The sequence below is a fragment of the Thiomonas delicata genome (genome assembly GCF_900088825.1).
Classification (GTDB): domain Bacteria; phylum Pseudomonadota; class Gammaproteobacteria; order Burkholderiales; family Burkholderiaceae_C; genus Thiomonas_A; species Thiomonas_A delicata.
On sequence record NZ_LT592170.1, the window covers coordinates 88,441 to 107,817 of the forward strand.

Below are 19,377 nucleotides of genomic sequence, written 5' to 3' on the forward strand. Positions count from 1 at the left end.
GGACCATGGAACAGACCATCCTCGCCACCGATCTGGACGGCACCTTTCTCGGCGGCAGCCCTGCGCAGCGCGCCGCGCTGTACGACTGGATCGCCCGCCACCGCGCGCGCATCGTGCTCATCTTCGTCAGCGGCCGCGGCCAGGACTTCATGCGCCAGCTGGCCAACGAGCTCCCGGTCCGGCCCGACCACCTGATCGGCGACGTCGGCACCAGCGTGGCCGTCGGCCCGGCCTACGCGCCGCTGCCGGCGGTGGAGCGATGGCTCGATGCCCGCTGGCCCGCGGATGCCGGCGCGCAGATCGACCGCGTCATGCGGCGGCATCCAAACCTGCGCCCGCAGTCGGTCGTCAGCGGGCGCAGGCGCTCCTACGACTACGAAGACCCGGCGCACGCGCTGCAGGCGTGCGGCGACGTGCAGCGCCTGGGCTTCGACACCCTGCTTTCCGACGGCCGCTTCTTCGACGTGCTGCCGCGCGGGGTGCAAAAGGGACCGACCCTGCTGCGCACCCTCGCCGCGCTTGGGCTTCCCGCCCGCCGCACTTTGGTCGCCGGCGACACGCTCAACGACCTGTCCATGTTCCAGACCGGCCTGGCCGGCGTGGCCGTGGCCAACCGGGAAGCCGCGCTGGACGCCGCGATCCGGAACAGCAACAACGTCTACCGCAGCCCGCACCCGGGCGCAGCCGGCGTGCTCGACGCCTTGCGGCGTTTCCATCAACCGGGGGATGCAAATGGCTTCATCGCTGGTCATCGTCTATCACAGGCAACCGTATGAGGAAGACGTCGAGAACGGCAAGACCGTCCTGAGGGAAAACGCCAGCCCCAACGGCATCGTCCCCGCGCTCAAGGGCTTCATCGGCCGGGTCGCGCGGGCGAGCTGGATCGCGTGGAAAAAATCGCCGGCGGGCAAGCCGCCGAAATTCGAGCGCCGCATCGGCATCACCGACAGCTTCGGCAGCTACGACGTGGTCCGCCTGCCGCTGTCGGCCGAGCAAGTGCACCAGTTCTATCACGTCACGTCCAAGGAGGCGTTATGGCCCATCCTCAACGCCTTCCCCAGCTTGTACAGCTCGGCCAACACCGATTGGGCCACGTTCCGCGAAGTCAACCGCCTGTTCGCGCAAGCCGCGTGCGAGGAAGCCGCGCCGGGCGCGGTGGTCTGGGTGCACGACTACAACCTGTGGCTGGTGCCGCGCTTCGTGCGCGAACTACGCCCGGACGTGCGCATCGCGTTTTTCCATCACACGCCGTTTCCGCCGCCCGATGTGTTCAACGTGCTGCCGTGGCGCGACGAAATCCTCGACAGCCTGCTCGCGTGTGACCTCATCGGCTTTCACATCCCGCGCTACGCGCGCAACTTCGCGGCGCTGGCGCAGAGCCTGCGGACTGTGGACGACATCGTCGAGCGCGACGTGCCGGCCGAACTGCGCGGCGGCCGCACCGCGCTGGCCGAACCCCGCACGCCGGTGTGCATACGCTTGCGAGGGCACTCCGTGCACATCGACGCCACCCCGATCGGCACCCATGCCGAGCTGATTCGCGCCACGGTGCAACGCCCGGAGAACCTGGCGCGCGCCGCCCAGATCCGCGCCGAACTCGGCGCGGACAAACTCATCGTCTCGGTCGGCCGGGTGGATTACGCCAAGGGCACGCGCGAGCAGCTCGCCGCTTTCGAGCGCCTGCTCAAGCGCCGCCCCGAGTGGCTGGGCCGCGTCAAGCTGCTGCTCACCGCAGTCGCACCCGCCGAAGGCATGACCGCGTACCGCGCCACGCAGACCACGATCGAACAGCTGGTCGGCCGCATCAACGGGCATTTCGGCACCCTGAGCTGGCAGCCCATCGTGTTCTCCACCACGTCCATGCCGTTCACCGAAACCCTGTGCCACTACCGCGCCGCCGATATCGCGTGGATCACGCCGCTGCGCGACGGGTTGAACCTGGTGGCCAAGGAATTCGTCGCCGCGCACGTCAACGACAGCGGGGTGCTGGTGCTGTCGGAGTTCGCCGGCGCCGCGGTGGAGCTGGCCGACGCCGTGCTGGTCAACCCCAACAGCATCAGCCAGATGGACGCCGCGATCGACCGCGCGCTCGACATGCCGATCAACGAACAACGCCAGCGCATGCAGCGCCTGGACGCCGTCGTCTGCCAGCGCGACATCGGACACTGGACCCGGCACATGCTCGCCGCCTTCGGCGCCCTGCGGCGCCCGCAAGGTGGGAAAGCCAAGGCCGCCTGAGGCGATGGGCGCGGCCACGGCACTCCACACACTGGATTGGGCGGCGATCCGCGCCTGGCTGCCGCGGCTTCCGGCCGACACCTGGGCCTGGGCCGCGCTCGTCGCGCTGGCGATCGTGGCGATCCTGTGGGTGTTTCGATGAGGCGCGCACGGCCATGAACGATCGCGTTGCGCCGCTGCTGCAAGCCCTGGCCTGGGCCACGTCACACCGGCCTGAAACCCTGGCGATGGCGCTGGCCCTGTTGGCGGCCCCCGCATGGCTGCTGCTGGAGCAGCTCGTGCGCAGGCCGCTGCGGCGGCACCCGGTCGCGCTGGCCTTGGCGCAGCGCCTGCGCTGGGCGCTGCGCGCGCTGTGGCTGGCGCTGGTGTTGCGCGCCGAGGTCGTGCTGCTGCACGCCCATCTGCGAGAACTCGACTGGCTGCCGCCGCTGATGCGCCTGTTGCCCATCGGCGTGCTCACCTGGCTGACGATCCGCCTGGTGCAAGCCGCCGGCGAAGTGGCGCTGCTGCGCCGCGGCGGCGTGCAACTGCCCGACGATCCCCGGCTGCTCGACGTCGACCTTCACGCCCGCGGCGCGATCACGCGGGCGCGCGTGTTCACCCGCGTGGCCAGCCTGCTCATCGCGCTGGTGGGTCTGTCGGGGATGCTCATGAGCATCCCCGACGTACGGCAGATCGGCACCAGCCTGCTGGCCTCCGCCGGCATCGCCGGGGTGGTGGTGGGCTTTGCCGCGCGGCCGGTGCTCAGCAACCTGCTCGCCGGCCTGCAGATCGCGCTGACCGAGCCCATCCGCATCAACGACGTGCTGATCGTCCAAGGCCAGTGGGGCCGGGTGGAGGAAATCACCGGCACTTACGTGGTGTTTCGCATCTGGGACGAGCGGCGCATGATTTTTCCGCTGCAGTGGTTCATCGAAAACCCGTTCGAGAACTGGACGCGCACCAGCGCCAGCCTGCTGGCGAGCGTGTACGTCTGGGTCGATTACGCGATGCCCATCGAGCCCATCCGCGCCGAGTTGCAGCGCCTTTGCGCGCAAGACCCGGACTGGGACGGACGGCTGACCAAGGTGCACGTCACCGACGCCAACCAGTTCGGCCAGCAGGTGCGCCTGCTGGTGAGCGCCGCCAACTCGGCGCGCTCCTGGGAGCTGCAGTGCCGGGTGCGCGAAGGGGTGATCGCCTACTTGCAGCAGCACTGGCCGCAGCATCTGCCGCGGCATCGGCTGCAACTGCAACCGGACGCGCCCGGCCCGCACGATCCTCCCGGCCCGCGACCCGTTGATTGATGTCGTTCAAAGGATCTGCGCGTCGAAAGGCAGCCTGCGGACTGGGGATCGCAGTTTCGACGTGTTCGGGCGCCGCGCGGGACCACGGTGTCCCTAGAATCAACCTCACATGACCCGCCAAGCGGCACCCACAACGAGGAGACAGCGATGCGCATCCTGATCGCCGAAGACGACCAGGTCCTGGCCGACGGCCTGACCCGGTCGCTGCGCGCCAGCCACTATGCCGTCGATCAGGTCGCCGACGGCGCGGCGGCGGACTCGGCCCTGCAGACCAGCGAGTTCGACATGCTGATCCTCGACCTCGGCCTGCCACGCCTGTCCGGCTTCGAGGTCCTGCGCCGCCTGCGCAGCCGCGGCAGCCTGCTGCCCGTGCTCATCCTCACCGCGGCCGACAACGTGGAAGACAAGGTGCGCGGCCTCGACCTCGGGGCCGACGACTACATGGCCAAGCCTTTCGAGCTGGCCGAGCTGGAAGCGCGCGTGCGGGCGCTGACCCGCCGCGGCATGGGCGGCGCCAGCTCCATGATCCGCCACGGCCCCCTGAGCGTGGATCTGAGCGGGCGCGTGGTGATGCTGGACGACCGCGTGGTGGACTTGTCCGCGCGCGAACTGGCCCTGCTCGAAGTGCTGCTGCAACGCGCCGGTCGCCTGGTGAGCAAGGACCAGTTGGTCGACCACCTCTGCGTGTGGGGCGAGGAAGTCAGCACCAATGCGATCGAGGTCTATATCCACCGCCTGCGCAAGAAGATCGAGGTCGGTCCGGTGCATATCGCCACCGTGCGCGGCCTGGGTTACTGCCTGGAAAAAATCCCGGGCAACCCGCAACAGACCGCCTGAACCGATGGCGGTCAGCGCCGCCAACCCACCAGCCCGAACCATGGCGAGCCTGCCCAAGACCACCGAGCATGGCGATGCGCCGCCAAACACCGCGCCGCTCGATGAAGTCGCGCATCCGCGGCGCAGGCCCAGGCAACGCTCGTTGTTCGGTGAAATCCTGGACTGGATGCTGGTGCCGCTGCTGCTGGTGTGGCCACTGTCCATCGGCATCACCTACCTGGTGGCGCAGGCCATCGCCACCCATCCCTTCGACCAGGGCCTGGAGCGCCGCGTAGCCGTCCTGGCGGAACTGGCGCAGCGCAGTCCCGCGGCCGCGCTGCCGCTGCTGCGGCGCACGCAAACCGATGCCCTGTCCAGCGGCGATCGGGTCTTCATGCAGCTGCGCGGCGCGGGGGGACAGGTCTTGGGCGGCGACCCGGCCATCCCGCCGCCGCCCGACGCCGCCGCGCCATGGACGGGAGGCGTGCACATGCGCGACGCCGAGGTGGGCGGCCGCACGCTGCGCATCGCCTGGCGCTGGATCCCCGCCCCCGCGGCACGCACGGCAGGAGCGGCAAGCCCCGCGCCGGCCTTGCTGCTGGTTCAGGTTGCCGAGGGGCTGGAAAGCCGAACGGCGCTGGCACGGGAGATCGTGCGCGGGGTCATCCTGCCCCAGTTCGTCATCGTGCCCATCTCGATTCTGCTGGTGTGGTTCGGCCTCGGCCAGGGCATCGTGCCGCTCAATGAACTGCAGGCCCGCATCCGCCGGCGCCAGCCCGGTGACCTCAGCCCCATCGACCAGTGCGAGGCGCCCGAGGAAATCGCGCCGCTGGTGGACTCGATCAATGGCCTGCTCGGCCGGCTGGAGCAATCCATCCTCACGCAAAAGCGTTTCATCGCCGATGCCGCGCACCAGCTCAAGACGCCGCTGGCGGGACTGCGGATGCAGGCCGAGCTTGCGGCGCGCCAAACCGATCCGCAGGAATTGCGCGCCAGCCTGCGCCAGATCAGCCTCTCGGTGGTGCGAACCACGCGACTGGTGAACCAGTTGCTCCTGCTTGCTCGCGCCGAAAATCAAGGTGTCGCGGCACTCGGCGCATCGGCCACGCTGGATCTGCGCCGCCCGGTGCGCGACGCGGTGCAAGAACTGGCGCCGATGGCCCTCGACAAGGGCCAGGACCTGGAGTTCGACGCCCCGGACGCGCCGCTCTGGATACGCGGCCACGCCTTGCTGCTGCACGAGCTCACCAAGAACCTGCTCGACAACGCCATCGCCTACACCCCGCGCGGCGGCAGCGTGACCGTGCGCCTGCAGGCCGATGTCGCGAACTGGCGCGTCGAACTGAGTGTGGAAGACAGCGGGATGGGCATCGCGCCCGCCGAACGCGAACGGGTGTTCCATCCGTTCTACCGCGTCCTCGGCACCGGCCACGACGGCAGCGGCCTGGGGCTGTCCATCGTGCAGGAAATCGCGCGCCAGCACGGAGCCGGCGTCGAACTCGGCGACAACCCGGCCTGCGCGGGGCGGGAGGCGCCTGGGCTGGTCGTGCGCTTGCGTTTCGCCGCGGCCGACCCGGCAGAACTGGGACGGCGCACGATCTAGGGCCTGTCAGCCCGCGGCCTTGCGAGTTCCGGCCTTGCGCGCAGGGGCCTTGCCGGCTGCTGCCGATTTGACCGCGGCTGCGGGACGCGGCGCGAACTCGAAACCGACCTTGCCGTCCGGCTGGCGCACGAGGAAGGCCTTGAACTTGCGCTTGGTGCGCGCGGAAACAAAACCGTCGAGCAGGTCGGTGCGGCCGTCGCGCAGCAACTTTTGCATCTGCGTGGGTTCGACGGGTTGCTGCAGGATGATCTTGCCGCTGCGGAAGTCGCACGTCGGCGCCGGACCCACGCTGTGTTCGCAGACATAGGCATTGCCGGCATCAAAGACCGCCCCGCTGCACTTGGGGCAGGCGCCCAGCGGCTCCTGGCCGGTGAAATCCGGGGCCTCGGAGCCTTCGCCGCTGATGGGCTGGCCGAAGTCGAATTCGAGCTTCCACTGTCCCGCCTCGCCTTCGCGGGCGAGTTTGAGCTCGGCGGCGAAGGGCCGGCCCATCTTGCTGCGAAAACCGGTGAGCGGGCCCAGGCGCTTGTTGGCCAGCAGTTGCTCGACCTCGGCGATCTCGAAACTGCGCCCGGCCGGGTGTTTGCCGATGGAAAAATCGCATTGGGTGCAGGCGAAGCGGTGATAGTTTTCCTTCACCACGCCGCCGCAGCTCGGACAGGGCGTCTCGAGCGTGGCGTAGTCGCCCGGCACGCTGTCGCGGCTGTATTCCTTGGCGCGCTTGACGATGGCCTCGGTCATCGCGGCGATTTCCTGCATGAAGGCGTCGCGCTGCATCTGGCCGCGCTCCATCTGCGCCAGCTTGAGCTCCCATTCGCCGGTCAACTCGGGCTTGGTCAGTTCCTCCACGCCCAGGCCACGCAAGAGGGTCATGAGCTGGAAGGCCTTGGCGGTGGGCACCAGTTCGCGACCTTCGCGCAGCATGTACTGCTCGGCCAACAGGCCTTCGATGATGCTCGAGCGCGTGGCAGGCGTGCCCAGTCCCTTGCCGGCCATGGCTTCGGCATAGTCCTCGTCATCGACCATCTTGCCGGCGTTTTCCATCGCGCTCAGCAGCGTGGCCTCGGTGTAGCGCGCCGGCGGCTTGGTCTTGTGCTCCAGCAGTTCCACCGTTTCGGCGGCGACCTTCTCGCCGGGCTCGACCGCGACCAGATTGGCGTCGTCGCCCTGTTGCGCGCGGCCATATATTTCCAGCCAGCCGGGCACCACCAGCACGCGGCCCTCGGTGCGGAACTGATGCGCGTCGATGCGGCTGATGCGGGTGGTGACGTGGAACTCGGCCGCCGGGAAAAACACCGCGAGGAAGCGCCGCGCCACCATGTCGTACAGCTTGGCCTCGGCCTCGCTCAGCGCCTTGGGCACTTGCGGCGTGGGAATGATGGCGAAGTGGTCCGACACCTTGGCGTTGTCGAACACCCGCTTGTTCGGCTTCACGTAGCCACGCTCCAGCGCGGTGCGGGCAAAACCGGCCAGCGGCGCCGCGGCGCCCTCGCCCGCCCCCAGCACCTTGAGGGTGTCGCGCGCCACGGCCACGTAGTCTTCGGGCAGGTGGCGCGAGTCGGTACGCGGATAGGTCAGCGCCTTGTGCTTCTCGTACAGCGACTGCGCCAGCGCCAGCGTCATCTTGGCCGAAAAACCGAAACGCGAATTGGCCTCGCGCTGCAGGGTTGTGAGGTCGAACAGCGCGGGCGAGATCTGCGTTGCCGGCTTGGATTCGTCGGTGACCTCGGCCGTCTTGCCGATACACGCCGCGACGATGGCGTCGGCCTGGGCGCGGTCCCACAAGCGGTCGGCGCGGCGGTCGCCGTCGTCGGCGTCCTTCTTGAACGCCGGGTCGAACCACTTGCCGTTGTAGTTCCCGGCGGCGGCGGCGAAACCGGCCTGCACTTCGTAGTAGGGCCGCGCAACATGGCGCCGGATCTGTTCCTCGCGTGCCACCACCACCGACAGCGTCGGCGTCTGCACCCGACCCACCGGGGTGAGGAAAAAACCGCCGTCGCGCGAGTTGAACGCGGTCATCGCCCGCGTTCCGTTGATGCCCACCAGCCAGTCGGCCTCGCTGCGGCAGCGCGCGGCCGCAGCCAAGGGCTGCATCTCGGCGTCGCTGCGCAAATGCGCGAAACCGTCGCGTATGGCTTGTGGCGTCATCGACTGCAACCACAGCCGCTGCACGGGTTGCCGGGCAGCGGCGTATTGCTGGATCAGACGGAAGATGAGTTCGCCCTCGCGCCCGGCGTCGCAGGCGTTGACCACAGCGCTCACGTCCTTGCGCTTGAGCAGTTTGACGATGGCCGACAGGCGCGACTTGGTCTTCTCGATGGGCTTGAGGTCGAAATGCGGAGGCACCACCGGCAGATGCGCGAAGCTCCACTTGCCGCGCTTGACTTCGAAGGCCTCGGGCGCGCCGATTTCCACCAGATGGCCGACGGCCGAGGTGACCAGATAGGTGTCGTTCTCGAAAAATTCGTCGCGCTTGTCGAACTTGCCGGCAACGGGCGTGAGGGCGCGGACGATGTCCTGCGCCACGCTGGGTTTTTCCGCAATGACCAGAGTCTTGCTCATGAGGGACCTAGAAAAATTAGAGGTGCTTGGCGATGCCGGCGATATCTTCCGGGAAGATCTCGCCGGACTCGGCCATCTTGACCCGGCCGTCCCGCCCGATGACGATGGTCACCGGCAGTCCTGGCGGCTTGGGCAATGTCTTGGCCAGTTCGGGCGACAGCCAGGCGACCGGGAAGGTCGTGCCGCGCTGCTTGACATAGGGCAGCACATCGGCGGCTTTCTTGTCGATGGACAGCCCCAGCACCACCAGGCCCTGCTTGTGGTGCTGGGCGTACAGCTTCTGCATGTGGGGCATCTGCCTGGCGCAGAACGGGCACCAGGTGGCCCAGTATTCCAGCACCACCACCTTGCCCTTGAGGTCGTGCGCCGAAAGCGTCCTGCCATCGATCAGTTCGATGCTCGGCGGCCGCGGCAACGCCGCCGGCAAGGGCCTTGAGATGCAAACGACGCTGCTGACGCATGATGGTGCTCCTACAATTCCAGCGCAAGAAGCGCCGGCACTCCTGTCTCCCGCGGGTAGCCCGCACCGCGCCGGCACGGCGCCGCTGCATGGCGCCGCAGTGCCGCGGCCGATCTCCCACTCCTTTTTTTACTTTAACCAGTTTCCCGTCGCAGGTGAAACCGCAAGGCCGCGACATCCTTCTTCCCATGCCTCCAACCAAGACCGCCCCTGCCTCGAAGGTTCCCTCCCATGGCCCGCGCACCGAGGTGCGATCGTCCCCCGTGCACGGCAAGGGGGTGTTCGCGCGCAGGCCCATCGCCGCCGGTTCGCGCATCCTCGAATACCGCGGCGAGCGCATCGCCTGGAAAGAGGCCCTGCGCCGCCACCCGCACGACCCGGCCCAACCCCATCACACCTTCTATTTCTCGCTCGACGACGGCCGCGTGATCGACGCCAACGTCGGCGGCAACAGCGCGCGCTGGATCAACCACGCCTGCGCGCCCAATTGCGAGGCCAGGCAGGAAGGCGAACGGGTCTACATCCACGCGCTGCGCGACATCGCTCCCGGCGAGGAGTTGTTCTACGACTACCGCCTGAGCCTGGACGCCCGCTATACCCCCAAGCTCAAGCGCGACTATGTCTGTCGCTGCGGCGCCGTCGCCTGCCGCGGCACCATGCTCGCGCCCAAGCGCTGAACGCCATGACCGCCCCCCCATCGCGCCTCGCCGATGATCCGCAGCACGCGCAGGCCTTGCAGGCCGCGCTCGCGGCCCAGAACCTGCGCTGCGCCGTCGCCTGGACGCCCGAGACCGCATCGACCAACGCCGATCTGCTCGAGCGCGTGCGCAGCGACAACTGCGCGCTCGACCCCCAGTTGCGCGTGGCCGGGCACCAGACCGCCGGACGCGGGCGTCAGGGCCGGCCCTGGCTGGATGGCAAGCGTGACGGCAGCTTGTTGTGCTCGCTGGCGTGGCCCTTCGCGCCCGGCACGCCCATTGCCGGCCTGAGCGTGGCGGTGGGAGTCTGGCTGGCGCAAAATCTGCACGCGCTGGGCGCCTCCGGCGCGCAGCTGAAGTGGCCCAACGATGTGCTGCTGCAAAACCGCAAACTTGCCGGAATCCTGGTTGAACTGGCCGATACCGCGCAGGCGCGCTGGGCCGTGATCGGCATCGGCCTGAACCTGCAGACCCCGCCCGAATGGCCCGAGGCCGTCGGCCTCGATGCCTGCGGACTGCGCACCAGCCGCTGGGACATGCTGCGCCTGCTCGCCCCCGCCATGCTCGCCGGTCTTCCGATCTACGCCCAAACCGGCTTCTCGCCCTGGGCCGAGGCCTGGAACCGGCTGCATGCCTGGCGCGGCGAGAGCGTCGCGGTGCTGGACCACGGCGAGCGGCATACGGCGGGGCTGGCATTGGGCGTCGACGACCAAGGCTGCCTCTTGCTGCAAACACCGCAAGGACTGCGACGCGTGGCCAGCGGCGATGTTTCGCTGCGCCGCGCGGCGGACCTGCGAACGACCACCCCGTCCTGAGCCACAATCCACCCATCCCGCCGGTCCCATGCCATTTCCACCATGCTGCGTTCCTTCGTCCTGCTGCTCATCCTGGCCAATCTGGCGTTCTATGCCTGGTCGCACGGCTACTTGCGCGCTGCGGGTCTCGGCCCGCACGACGTGGCCGAACCCCAGCGCTTGACGCAACAAATCCACCCGGAGCGGCTGGTGATCGCCGCACCCGAATCGGGCGCCTCGGCCCCCGCGTCGAGTCCGGCATCCGGCGCCGCGTCCGCCGCCTCTGCGCCTGCGCCGCCTTCCGCCGCTTCGGCGGCGAAACCCGCCGCATCAAACGCGGTGAGCGCCGCCGCGGGGCCGAAGCTCTGCCTGCAAGTCGGTCCCTACCTGACCGCCGGCCCTGAGGTCGGCGCGGCGCTGCGCGCAGCCGGCCTGGCTCCCGTGGAAAAACAGCAAGCACTCGGCCCGCAATGGATGGTGTTCATGGGCCCCTACCCGGACGCGGCGGCCCTCAAGAGCAAGCTGGCCGAATTGCAGCGCCTGGAACTTAAGGAAGGCAGCTACGGCGCCGTCACCGACCGTCCACGGTATATGCCGGGCATTTCGCTGGGCATTCTGCCCACGCAAGCCGCCGCGCAACAGCAATTGAAGTTGATGCAGGCCAAGGGCGTGAAGAGCGCGCAGGTGGTGCCGCGCAATGCCGGCATGTCGGCGGTGGTCTGGGTCCTCGACGGTCTGACGCCGGCACAGGCCGCAACCCTGCGCCGGCTGGATCCCGCCCTGCTGAAGGACCAGAAGCCGCAAGCCTGCAAGACGGGTTGATGCCGAGACGGCGGCGACCTCAAGCTTGCGCCAGCCACCGCCGGCTGAGTTCGACCCAGAAGCTCGCGCCCAGGGGAATGATGTCGTCGTTGAAGTCGTAGCTGGCGTTGTGCAGGGTGCAGGGACCGGCGCCGTGGCCGGGGCTGCGATGATCCCCGCCGCCGTTGCCGATGATGACGTAGGCCCCTGGGCGCTTCTCCAGCATGAAAGCGAAGTCCTCGGCCCCCATCGAAGGTTCGAATTCGTGGATCGCCTCCTCCCCCACCAGTTCGGCCATGACGCGATGCGCGAAAGCGGTTTGCGCGGCGTGGTTCACGGTGGGCGGGTAGTTGCGCACGAACTCGAAATCGCATTGCACGCCAAAGGCGGCCGCGATGTGCGTGGCGATTTCGCGCATGCGGGTTTCGATCAGGTCCAATAGGGCGGTGGTGAAGGTGCGCACAGTGCCCTGGATCTCGGCCGTGTCGGGCACGACGTTGGTGGCTTCGCCGGCATGGATCATGGTCACCGAGATGACTCCGGCCTCCTGCGGGTTCTTGTTGCGCGTGAGGATGGTCTGGAAGCCCTGCACCATCTGACAGGCCACGGGCACCGGGTCCAGACCCAGGTGTGGCATGGCGGCGTGCGAGCCCTTGCCGCGCACGACGATGCGGAACTCGTTGCTGGAAGCCATCACCGGCCCGGCCTTGAGCGCGAAATGCCCGGCCGGCAGTCCGGGCCAGTTGTGCATGCCGAACACGGCATCCACCGGAAACTTCTCGAACAAACCGTCCTTGATCATCTCGCGCGCACCCCCGCCGCCCTCCTCGGCCGGCTGGAAGATGCACACCACGCGACCGGCGAAATCCCGGTTCGCGCACAAGTGGTGGGCTGCCGCCAGCAGCATCGCGGTATGGCCGTCGTGCCCACAGGCGTGCATCTTGCCCCGGTGGACGCTGGCGTGGGCGAAGGTGTTCTTCTCGGTCACGGGCAGGGCGTCGATGTCGGCGCGCAAGCCGATGCTGCGCCCTGGTCCGCGCGAGCCGGAAATCACGCCCACCACGCCGGTCTTGCCCAGCCCGCGATGCACGTCGACGCCCCATCCGGCCAAGAGCGCGGCGATGGTGTCGCTGGTGCGGACCTCCTCGAAGCACAGTTCGGGATGCGCATGGATGTCGCGCCGGATGTCGCGAAAGCGCGCCGCCTCGGTGGCGATGGAATCGATGATCTTCATGGTTGTCCCCTGCTTTGTCGCGTCGGTCCGTGGCATTTTCGCCCAAGCCTCGCCCGTCTGCCGAAAGCCTGCGCCGCCGCCATGGGCTGAGGCGGCCTAAACTCGACCTGTGCTTCAGCCCAGCCATCCGACGAACCCCATGCCCAACGCCACCGCCCCCGAAACCATCGTCCGCGCGGCCTGCCCGCACGACTGTCCGGACACCTGCGCCCTGCTCGTCACCGTGCGGAATGGCGTGGCGGTTTCCGTCCGCGGCGACCCGGAACATCCCACGACCCATGGCGCGCTGTGCACCAAGGTCTCGCGCTACACCGAGCGCACCTACCACCCGGACCGCTTGCTGCACCCGCTCAAGCGCAGCGGGCCCAAGGGCAGCGGGCAATTCGTGCAGGTGGGCTGGGACGAGGCGCTGGACGACATCGCCGCCCGGCTCCGGACGATTGCCGCGCGCGATCCGCAGGCCATCGTGCCCTACAGCTACGCCGGCACCATGGGCCTGGTGCAAAGCGAATCGGTCGCGTCACGTTTTTTCCACCAGCTCGGCGCGAGCCGGCTCGACCGCACCATCTGCTCGGCCGCGGGCGGCGCCGGCCTGGGGACGGTTCTCGGTGGCAAGGTGGGCATGGACGTCGAGCAGTTCGAGCACAGTCGGCTTATCCTGATCTGGGGCAGCAACAGCATCACCAGCAACCTGCATTTCTGGACCTACGCGCAGCGCGCCAAGCGCGCCGGCGCCAAACTGGTGTGCATCGATCCCTGGCGCAACGACACCGCCGAGAAATGCCATGAGCATGTGCAGCTGCGCCCCGGTACCGATGCCGCGCTGGCCTATGCGCTGATGCACGAACTCATCACCCACGACTGGCTGGACCACGATTACATCGGGCGCCATACCCTGGGTTTCGACGCCCTGCGCGAGCGCGCGCTGCAATGGCCGCCGCAGCGCGCGGCGTCCTTGTGCGGCGTGCCGGCCGAGCAGATCCGCGCCCTGGCGCGCGACTACGGCACCACGAAGCCTGCGGCCATTCGCGTCAATTACGGCCTGCAGCGCGTGCGCGGCGGCGGCAATGCCGCGCGCGCCATCGCCTGCCTACCCGCGCTCGTGGGCGCATGGCGCGACGCGGCAGGGGGCTTGCTGATGTCCGCGTCCAGCCATTTCGCCGTGAACGGCAAGGCGCTGGAGCGGCCTGACCTGCTCGCCGGGCGCATGCCGCGCACCATCAATATGGTCACCATCGGCGACGACCTGCTGCGCGACTCCAGTGCTGCGTTCGGACCGAAGATCGAGGCGCTGATCGTCTACAACAGCAACCCGGTCGCCGTGGCTCCCGAGAGCGCGAAAGTCGCGCAGGGCTTCGCCCGCGAAGACCTCTTCACCGTGGTGCTCGAGCATTTCCAGACCGACACCGCCGACTACGCCGACTACGTGCTGCCGGCCACCACCCAGCTCGAGCACCTGGACGTGCACAAGGCCTACGGCCACCGCTACTGGCTGGCGAACAACCCGGCCATCGCCCCGCTGGGGGAGGCTCGGCCGAATAGCCGGATTTTCCGCGACCTCGCGGCGCGCATGGGGTTCACCGCCCCCTGTTTCGCCGAGACCGACGCGCAGATCGCGGCCCAGGCCATCGCGGCCGATGCCCGCAACGGCAAGATCGATTTCGACACCTTGCGCGAGAAAGGCTGGATGAAGCTCGCCGTGCCCGACGCACCCTTTGCCGCGGGCGGATTCCCCACCGCCTCGGGGCGTTGCGAATTCTGGTCGGCCGGCGAACAGGCCGCCGGACGCGATCCCCTGCCCGAGGTGCTGCTGCCCTATGAATGCGCCGAAACCGCGCCCGAGCTGGCGGCGCGCTTTCCCCTTGCGATGATCTCGCCGCCGGCGCGCAACTTTCTCAATTCCAGCTTCGTCAACGTGACCTCGCTGCGCCAGGCTGAGGGCGAGCCGCTGCTGCTCATCCACGCCGACGACGCCGCGCCGCGCGGCATCGTCGACGGCGCCATGGTGCGCTGTTTCAACGAGCGCGGCAGCTATCGATGCCGGTCGCGCATCAGCGACCGCACCCGCGCCGGCCAGGTGGTGGCGTTCGGCATCTGGTGGCGCAAGCTCTCGCCGGCCGGCGTCAACGTCAACCAGCTCACCCATCAACACCTGACCGACCTCGGTGCCGGCCCTTGTTTCTACGACTGCCTGGTCGAGGTCGCCCCGGCCGACACCGACGCCGCCTGAATGCGAAGAGACCCGCACAAGGCGGGTCTCTTCAAGGCTTTCGTACAGGCTGAGTTCAGACGCCGGCGCGCTGCATGGAATTCAGGAACGTCTTGGCGTCCTCGAAGCCGACCACCCTCCCGACCTCCTTGCCGCCCTTGAAAAAGATGATGCCGGGCGGACCGAACAACTCGAAACGCTTGAGCAGTGCCTTGTCGTCGGCGTTGTTGGCGGTGACGTCGGCCTGCAGCAGCGTCATGCCCGCCATCTGCTGGATCACGGCAGGATCGGTAAAGGTGAAATGCTCCATCTCCTTGCACGACACGCACCAGTCGGCATAGAAGTCCAGCATCACGGGCTTGCTGCTGTTGGCGACGATCTGGTCCAGTTCCGCGACGGTTTTCACGCGCTGAAACTGCGGTGTCACGCCTTCCTGTGCGACAGCGCCCCCCGCCATTCCGCCCATGCCCGCCAAGGGCTGCAGCAAATTGGTGCTGCCGCCTGCCAGGCCCACCACCAATACGGCTCCCACCAGCGCCAACACCACGCCAAAGCCCTTGAACAAGCGCCGCCAGCCCGACGCATCGTCCGGAAGACGGTCGAAGGCATGGAGATAGGTGGCGCTGACGATGAACAGCGCGGCCCACGCCAGCATCAGCAGCCAGCCTGGCAGCACGGGGGCGACCATATACAGCGCCGTGGCGAGCAGGAGCACGCCGAAGAAGTATTTCACGCCGTCCATCCAGCCGCCGGCTTTGGGCAGCAAAGCCCCCGCGCTCCAACCCGCCAGCAGCAGCGGCACGCTCATGCCCGCGGCCAGCGAGAACAGCGCGATGCCGCCGATCACGGCATTGCCCGTCTGGCTGATGTAGAGCAGGGCGCCTGCCAACGGTGCCGCGACGCAGGGGCCGACGATCAGCGCCGAAATACCGCCCATGATGAACACGCCGGCGAAATGGCCGCCGTGCAGTTTTCCCGACGTGGCCGACAGCTTGCTTTGCCAGCTGGCGGGAATCTGCAATTCGTAAAAACCGAACATGGACAACGAGAGCAACACCAGCAACAAGGCGAACACCGACAGCACCCAGGGGTTCTGCAGCGACGCCGCGAGCCCTTGGCCGAGCAGCCCGGCGGCGACGCCGAAGGCGGTATAGACGAGTGCCATGCCCAGCGAATACACGGCCGCCAGAAACAGCCCGCGCAGGTGCGAAACCTTTTCGCCGTGCCCGACGATGATGCTGGAGAGAATGGGGATCATGGGCAGCACGCAGGGCGTGAGCGCCAGCAGCAGGCCGAACACCAGGAACATGGGCACGATCGTGATGAGACTGCCGGATTTGAGCGCCGCACCGATACGCGATGATTCTCCGCTGGTGGCCACTCCCGTCGCGGCTGGAGCCGGAGCCGCCGTTGCAGGACTCGACGCCGTGGTCGCCGCGCTCGGCGAGGACGCCGCGCCGCTTGGCCCTGCGCCCATCAGCCGGCCCAGCAAGCCCCCGGAGGCTGCCGCCGTGGACTGCCCCTCGTCACCTTCGATGCTGGCGGTGCCCTTGCCACCAAAACCCTGCAGACTGACGTCGACGGTTTTGTCGATGGGCGGATAGCACAGCCCCGCGTCGGAGCAGCCCTGATAGGTCACCTGCAGCTTGAAATCCGCCGGAGCGGCCTCCACCGGCAAGGGAAACACCACCTGATTGCGGTAGTGGAACACCTCGTGCCCGAGGTTCTTGTCGAACAACTTCTCCGCCGGGGGAAAACCCGGCTTGCCCAAGGTCACGCCAGGCGTTTGCGGCTCGAAGTGGAACCGCTCCTGGTACATGTAATAGCCCTTGGCGATGTTGAACGTCAGCAGCAGGGTCTTGGGGCCTTGCGGCTTGATGCTGAACTGGAACGCCTGGTCGGGTGGGAGGAATTTCCCATCCTGGGCCTGGGCGGGCCAGGCGCCGAACAGCGTGACCAACAGCACGACCACGCCACCGAGCCGACCCCACAGGGATCGGGCGGCGAGCGTGCGCAAGGCATGGAACCGGCAGCGCGCGGCGTGCTGGGAAGGATTCATGTAGGCGTCTCCTGATCCGTCTTGATGCATCGCTTGACGCGGGGGCAAGCACCCCGCGTTGGGAAAAGGCGAGGCATCGACGTATCGTGAAATATAAGCTGAGATCGATATTCCCATACGCTGTGAGCCCTTCGGGCCACTGTCGTTCCCCGCGTCCGGGCGAATTCCGAGCTCTAAAGCCACGATCAGGCCGCGAACCGGCGGTGTGTCAGCCAGCGGGCGATGAACCAGCCTGCCGCCAGATAGGCCAGCAAGACGGCGAGATGCTGCGGTGCGTGGGCGTCCCAACGACCGAAGAACAACGGGCGCACGAGTTGCACCGCGGCCTGCAGCGGCAGTACGCGCGCCAGATCCTGCAACCAGCTTGGCATGGCCGACAAGGGAAAGAAGATGCCCGACAGAAAGGTCATGGGCGTCAGCACCAGCGTGAAGTAATAGGTGAAGAAGTCATAGGACTTCGCCAGGGCGTTGATGATGAGTCCCAGCGCCGAGAACATCATCCCCACGAGCGCCAGCAGGGGCAGAACCGCGAGCAATGTGGGTTCCCGGCTGATCCCCAGCAGCGCCACGACCGCCACCAGCGCCACGCCGCTTGTCAGCGCCTTGGTCGCGGCCCAGAGCAACTCGCCGAACAGCACGTCGTCCAGCCCGGTAGGTGTCAGGAGTATCGCATCCCAGGTCTTTTGCACATGCATGCGCGAGAACGCGGAATACAAGGCCTCGAAGCTCGCCGAATTCATCACGCTCATGCTGACCGTGCCCGAAGCCAGGAACAGGATGTACGGCACCCCATCCACGCTGCCGACCAGCGAGCCGACACCCCAGCCAAAAGCCGCAAGGGTCAGCAAGGGCTCGGCGATATTGCCCAGCAGACTGGGCAATGCGAGCTTGCGCCAGACCAGGGCATTGCGCCGCCATACCGGCCAGAAGCGCCAGCGCGGCAAGACAAGCTCCGGTTCGGGCGCGTCGGCGGATGGTCCGGCCGGTGTGCGCTGTGCAGGGTCCGCGTTCATGTCGTGGGCAGTGTGGGGAAGCGGGATCTTGGGAAGGGACGCGAAAACCTCGTCCGTGAAGCACGGGGCATCTGCGAGGGCCTCAATCGCGCAATTGCCGGCCGGTCAGCTTGAGGAACACATCCTCCAGATTCGCCGACCGATGCAGGATGCGCAAGCCGTCCGCCAGCGGCTGCACGGCGGCCAGCACGGGCGTGGCGTCATGCGCGTAGGCGAACAGGGTGTCGCCGCTGCGCTCCAGGCGATGGGCATGCGCGGACGCCAGCGCTTCGGCCTCATCGACACGCGGCCCGTACATTTCGATAACCTCGGGTTCGACATGGCGCGAGATCAGAGCCAGAGGCGCATCTTCGTCCAGGCTCAGCCCATGATCCAGCACCAGCAGGCGTTGGCACAGCCGTTCGGCCTCGTCCATGAAATGCGTCGTCAGGAGAATGGATTTGCCTGCCGCCACCAGGGATTTCAGCCTGTCCCAGATGAGGTGACGCGCCTGCGGGTCCAGCCCCGTGGTCGGCTCGTCGAGAAACAGGATGTCGGGATCGTGAATCAATGCGCGCGCCAGGCTCAGCCGTCGCTTCATGCCCCCCGAAAGCTCGGCAATGCGCGCCCTGGCCTTGCCCTCCAGGGCGGCAAACGCGAGCAGGCTCGCAATACGCGGCTGCATCTGCCGAACGGACATGCCAAAGTAGCGCCCGTAGATCAGCAAATTCTCCTCGACGGTGAAGTCCGGATCGAGGCTGTCGAACTGGGTCACCACCCCCACGCGCATGCGCGCCAGCCTGGCGTCCCGAGGAATGTTTCGCCCCATCAAGGCGATGCTGCCGGCATCCGGCGTGGCCAAACCCAGGCAAAGACGGATGGTGGTGGTTTTCCCGGCGCCGTTGGGACCGATGATTCCGTAGCATTCGCCGGCCTTGATATGGAAGCTCAGCCCACCCACCACCTCCTGGGCGCCATAGCGCTTGCGCAGATCGCGCACGTCCAACAGCGTCCGCCCGGCTTGCGCTTGGGATTGCGCCCGGGGTGCGGGCGCAAGCGGCGTTGTCGTGCTCATGCGCGTATTCGTTGATGGTTGTGCGGACGGGTTAGATGGCCACGGCGCGCCAGGCACAAATGAAAAAACCGGATCGAGCCCGAGATGAGGCCGGATCCGGTTTGCCGGCAAGCTCCGCGGAGCTTGTCATGGGCGGTCTTACTCGCCTTGGGATGCTGCCTTGTCCGCGCCTGTCGCGGTTTCGTCGGGACGATCCACCAGTTCGACCAAGGCCATGGGAGCGTTGTCGCCCACGCGGTAGCCAAACTTCAGAATGCGCGTGTAACCACCCGGGCGCGTCTTGTAGCGCTCGCCGAGTTCGCCGAACAGTTTGACCACGGAGTCGCGATCGCGCAGGCGATCGAAAGCCAGGCGGCGATTGGCGAGCGACGGCTTCTTGCCCAGTGTGATCAAGGGCTCGACGACCCGGCGCAGTTCCTTCGCCTTGGGCAGCGTGGTCTTGATGGCCTCGTGGGCAATCAGCGAGTTCGCCATATTGCGCAACATGGCCAGCCTGTGGCTGGATGTGCGGTTGAGTTTGCGTAAACCGTGTCCGTGACGCATGGTGCTT

General features: G+C 67.6%; 17 protein-coding genes. 10 read left to right on the plus strand and 7 right to left on the minus strand.

Features of this window, described 5'->3' with window-relative positions; all coding sequences use genetic code 11:
• The first annotated feature begins 5 nt into the window (after positions 1 to 5).
• From THIARS_RS00510 to THIARS_RS00530, 6 genes are all read left to right on the plus strand, one after another.
• The gene (locus THIARS_RS00510) at positions 6 to 776 is read left to right on the plus strand and encodes an HAD family hydrolase (RefSeq protein WP_094159028.1); all 771 of its coding nucleotides are present in this window, start codon (positions 6 to 8) and stop codon (positions 774 to 776) included.
• Positions 733 to 2,238 carry a glucosylglycerol-phosphate synthase gene (gene ggpS, locus THIARS_RS00515; protein ID WP_094159029.1) on the plus strand — a complete coding sequence of 502 codons (1,506 nt, stop codon included), beginning with the start codon at positions 733 to 735 and terminating at the stop codon, positions 2,236 to 2,238. Before THIARS_RS00510 ends, ggpS begins: the two co-directional genes overlap by 44 nt.
• Positions 2,239 to 2,242: 4 nt before the next feature.
• Positions 2,243 to 2,380 carry a hypothetical protein gene (locus tag THIARS_RS18485; RefSeq protein WP_186436525.1) on the plus strand — a complete coding sequence of 46 codons (138 nt, stop codon included), beginning with the start codon at positions 2,243 to 2,245 and terminating at the stop codon, positions 2,378 to 2,380.
• Between the two features lie 13 nt (positions 2,381 to 2,393).
• Positions 2,394 to 3,524, plus strand: a complete 1,131-nt coding sequence (locus tag THIARS_RS00520; protein WP_094159030.1) for a mechanosensitive ion channel family protein — start codon at positions 2,394 to 2,396, stop codon at positions 3,522 to 3,524.
• A gap of 147 nt (positions 3,525 to 3,671) precedes the next feature.
• A complete protein-coding gene (locus THIARS_RS00525) occupies positions 3,672 to 4,361 on the plus strand; it encodes a response regulator (protein WP_094159031.1) in 690 nt (229 codons plus the stop codon).
• 40 nt (positions 4,362 to 4,401) lie between these two features.
• Positions 4,402 to 5,943 (plus strand): sensor histidine kinase, encoded by a 1,542-nt coding sequence (locus THIARS_RS00530; RefSeq protein ID WP_094160533.1) that lies wholly within the window; start codon positions 4,402 to 4,404, stop codon positions 5,941 to 5,943.
• Positions 5,944 to 5,949: 6 nt separating this feature from the next.
• Here the strand turns inward: THIARS_RS00530 and THIARS_RS00535 are convergent, their stop codons facing one another.
• Together THIARS_RS00535 and THIARS_RS00540 are read right to left on the minus strand one after the other, a co-directional pair.
• Positions 5,950 to 8,505 (minus strand): DNA topoisomerase III, encoded by a 2,556-nt coding sequence (locus tag THIARS_RS00535; RefSeq protein WP_094159032.1) that lies wholly within the window; start codon positions 8,503 to 8,505, stop codon positions 5,950 to 5,952.
• A gap of 16 nt (positions 8,506 to 8,521) precedes the next feature.
• Positions 8,522 to 8,932, minus strand: coding sequence for a TlpA family protein disulfide reductase (locus tag THIARS_RS00540; protein ID WP_245845411.1), 411 nt, complete (start codon positions 8,930 to 8,932; stop codon positions 8,522 to 8,524).
• A gap of 221 nt (positions 8,933 to 9,153) precedes the next feature.
• Here THIARS_RS00540 and THIARS_RS00545 point away from each other — a divergent pair, with 221 nt between their 5' ends.
• Genes THIARS_RS00545 through THIARS_RS00555 form a run of 3 tightly spaced genes read left to right on the plus strand, consistent with a single transcriptional unit; the run spans position 9,154 to position 11,279 of the window.
• Entirely contained in the window at positions 9,154 to 9,642 is a 489-nt protein-coding gene (locus THIARS_RS00545) for an SET domain-containing protein (RefSeq protein ID WP_094160534.1), read from the plus strand.
• A gap of 5 nt (positions 9,643 to 9,647) precedes the next feature.
• Entirely contained in the window at positions 9,648 to 10,478 is an 831-nt protein-coding gene (locus THIARS_RS00550) for a biotin--[acetyl-CoA-carboxylase] ligase (protein ID WP_094159034.1), read from the plus strand.
• Between the two features lie 42 nt (positions 10,479 to 10,520).
• Positions 10,521 to 11,279: a hypothetical protein gene (locus tag THIARS_RS00555; RefSeq protein ID WP_094159035.1), complete on the plus strand. Its 759-nt coding sequence runs from the start codon at positions 10,521 to 10,523 to the stop codon at positions 11,277 to 11,279.
• 19 nt (positions 11,280 to 11,298) lie between these two features.
• Here THIARS_RS00555 and THIARS_RS00560 read toward each other — a convergent pair whose 3' ends face one another.
• Entirely contained in the window at positions 11,299 to 12,492 is a 1,194-nt protein-coding gene (locus THIARS_RS00560) for a M20 aminoacylase family protein (RefSeq protein WP_094159036.1), read from the minus strand.
• 139 nt (positions 12,493 to 12,631) lie between these two features.
• Here THIARS_RS00560 and THIARS_RS00565 point away from each other — a divergent pair, with 139 nt between their 5' ends.
• Positions 12,632 to 14,722, plus strand: coding sequence for a molybdopterin-containing oxidoreductase family protein (locus THIARS_RS00565; RefSeq protein WP_094159037.1), 2,091 nt, complete (start codon positions 12,632 to 12,634; stop codon positions 14,720 to 14,722).
• A gap of 55 nt (positions 14,723 to 14,777) precedes the next feature.
• On the opposite strand, the gene dsbD is transcribed toward THIARS_RS00565, so the two are convergent.
• The 4 genes from dsbD to rplQ all read right to left on the minus strand — a co-directional run bounded on the left by dsbD (position 14,778) and on the right by rplQ (position 19,370).
• Positions 14,778 to 16,760 carry a protein-disulfide reductase DsbD gene (gene dsbD / locus THIARS_RS00570; protein ID WP_094159038.1) on the minus strand — a complete coding sequence of 661 codons (1,983 nt, stop codon included), beginning with the start codon at positions 16,758 to 16,760 and terminating at the stop codon, positions 14,778 to 14,780.
• A 185-nt stretch (positions 16,761 to 16,945) separates the two neighbouring features.
• Complete coding sequence (locus tag THIARS_RS00575) at positions 16,946 to 17,773, minus strand: ABC transporter permease (protein ID WP_094159039.1); 828 nt, start codon at positions 17,771 to 17,773, stop codon at positions 16,946 to 16,948.
• A gap of 82 nt (positions 17,774 to 17,855) precedes the next feature.
• Positions 17,856 to 18,827 (minus strand): ATP-binding cassette domain-containing protein, encoded by a 972-nt coding sequence (locus THIARS_RS00580; protein WP_094159040.1) that lies wholly within the window; start codon positions 18,825 to 18,827, stop codon positions 17,856 to 17,858.
• A gap of 138 nt (positions 18,828 to 18,965) precedes the next feature.
• Positions 18,966 to 19,370: a 50S ribosomal protein L17 gene (rplQ, locus tag THIARS_RS00585; RefSeq protein ID WP_094159041.1), complete on the minus strand. Its 405-nt coding sequence runs from the start codon at positions 19,368 to 19,370 to the stop codon at positions 18,966 to 18,968.
• Between the last annotated feature and the right edge of the window lie 7 nt (positions 19,371 to 19,377).

Coding starts and splice junctions, on each gene's coding strand:
- THIARS_RS00510 (WP_094159028.1), top strand. CDS start 6: ATGGAACAGACCATCCTCGCCACCGATCTGGACGGCACCTTTCTCGGC.
- ggpS (WP_094159029.1), top strand. CDS start 733: ATGGCTTCATCGCTGGTCATCGTCTATCACAGGCAACCGTATGAGGAA.
- THIARS_RS18485 (WP_186436525.1), top strand. CDS start 2,243: ATGGGCGCGGCCACGGCACTCCACACACTGGATTGGGCGGCGATCCGC.
- THIARS_RS00520 (WP_094159030.1), top strand. CDS start 2,394: ATGAACGATCGCGTTGCGCCGCTGCTGCAAGCCCTGGCCTGGGCCACG.
- THIARS_RS00525 (WP_094159031.1), top strand. CDS start 3,672: ATGCGCATCCTGATCGCCGAAGACGACCAGGTCCTGGCCGACGGCCTG.
- THIARS_RS00530 (WP_094160533.1), top strand. CDS start 4,402: ATGGCGAGCCTGCCCAAGACCACCGAGCATGGCGATGCGCCGCCAAAC.
- THIARS_RS00535 (WP_094159032.1), bottom strand. CDS start 8,505: ATGAGCAAGACTCTGGTCATTGCGGAAAAACCCAGCGTGGCGCAGGAC.
- THIARS_RS00545 (WP_094160534.1), top strand. CDS start 9,154: ATGCCTCCAACCAAGACCGCCCCTGCCTCGAAGGTTCCCTCCCATGGC.
- THIARS_RS00550 (WP_094159034.1), top strand. CDS start 9,648: ATGACCGCCCCCCCATCGCGCCTCGCCGATGATCCGCAGCACGCGCAG.
- THIARS_RS00555 (WP_094159035.1), top strand. CDS start 10,521: ATGCTGCGTTCCTTCGTCCTGCTGCTCATCCTGGCCAATCTGGCGTTC.
- THIARS_RS00560 (WP_094159036.1), bottom strand. CDS start 12,492: ATGAAGATCATCGATTCCATCGCCACCGAGGCGGCGCGCTTTCGCGAC.
- THIARS_RS00565 (WP_094159037.1), top strand. CDS start 12,632: ATGCCCAACGCCACCGCCCCCGAAACCATCGTCCGCGCGGCCTGCCCG.
- dsbD (WP_094159038.1), bottom strand. CDS start 16,760: ATGAATCCTTCCCAGCACGCCGCGCGCTGCCGGTTCCATGCCTTGCGC.
- THIARS_RS00575 (WP_094159039.1), bottom strand. CDS start 17,773: ATGAACGCGGACCCTGCACAGCGCACACCGGCCGGACCATCCGCCGAC.
- THIARS_RS00580 (WP_094159040.1), bottom strand. CDS start 18,827: ATGAGCACGACAACGCCGCTTGCGCCCGCACCCCGGGCGCAATCCCAA.
- rplQ (WP_094159041.1), bottom strand. CDS start 19,370: ATGCGTCACGGACACGGTTTACGCAAACTCAACCGCACATCCAGCCAC.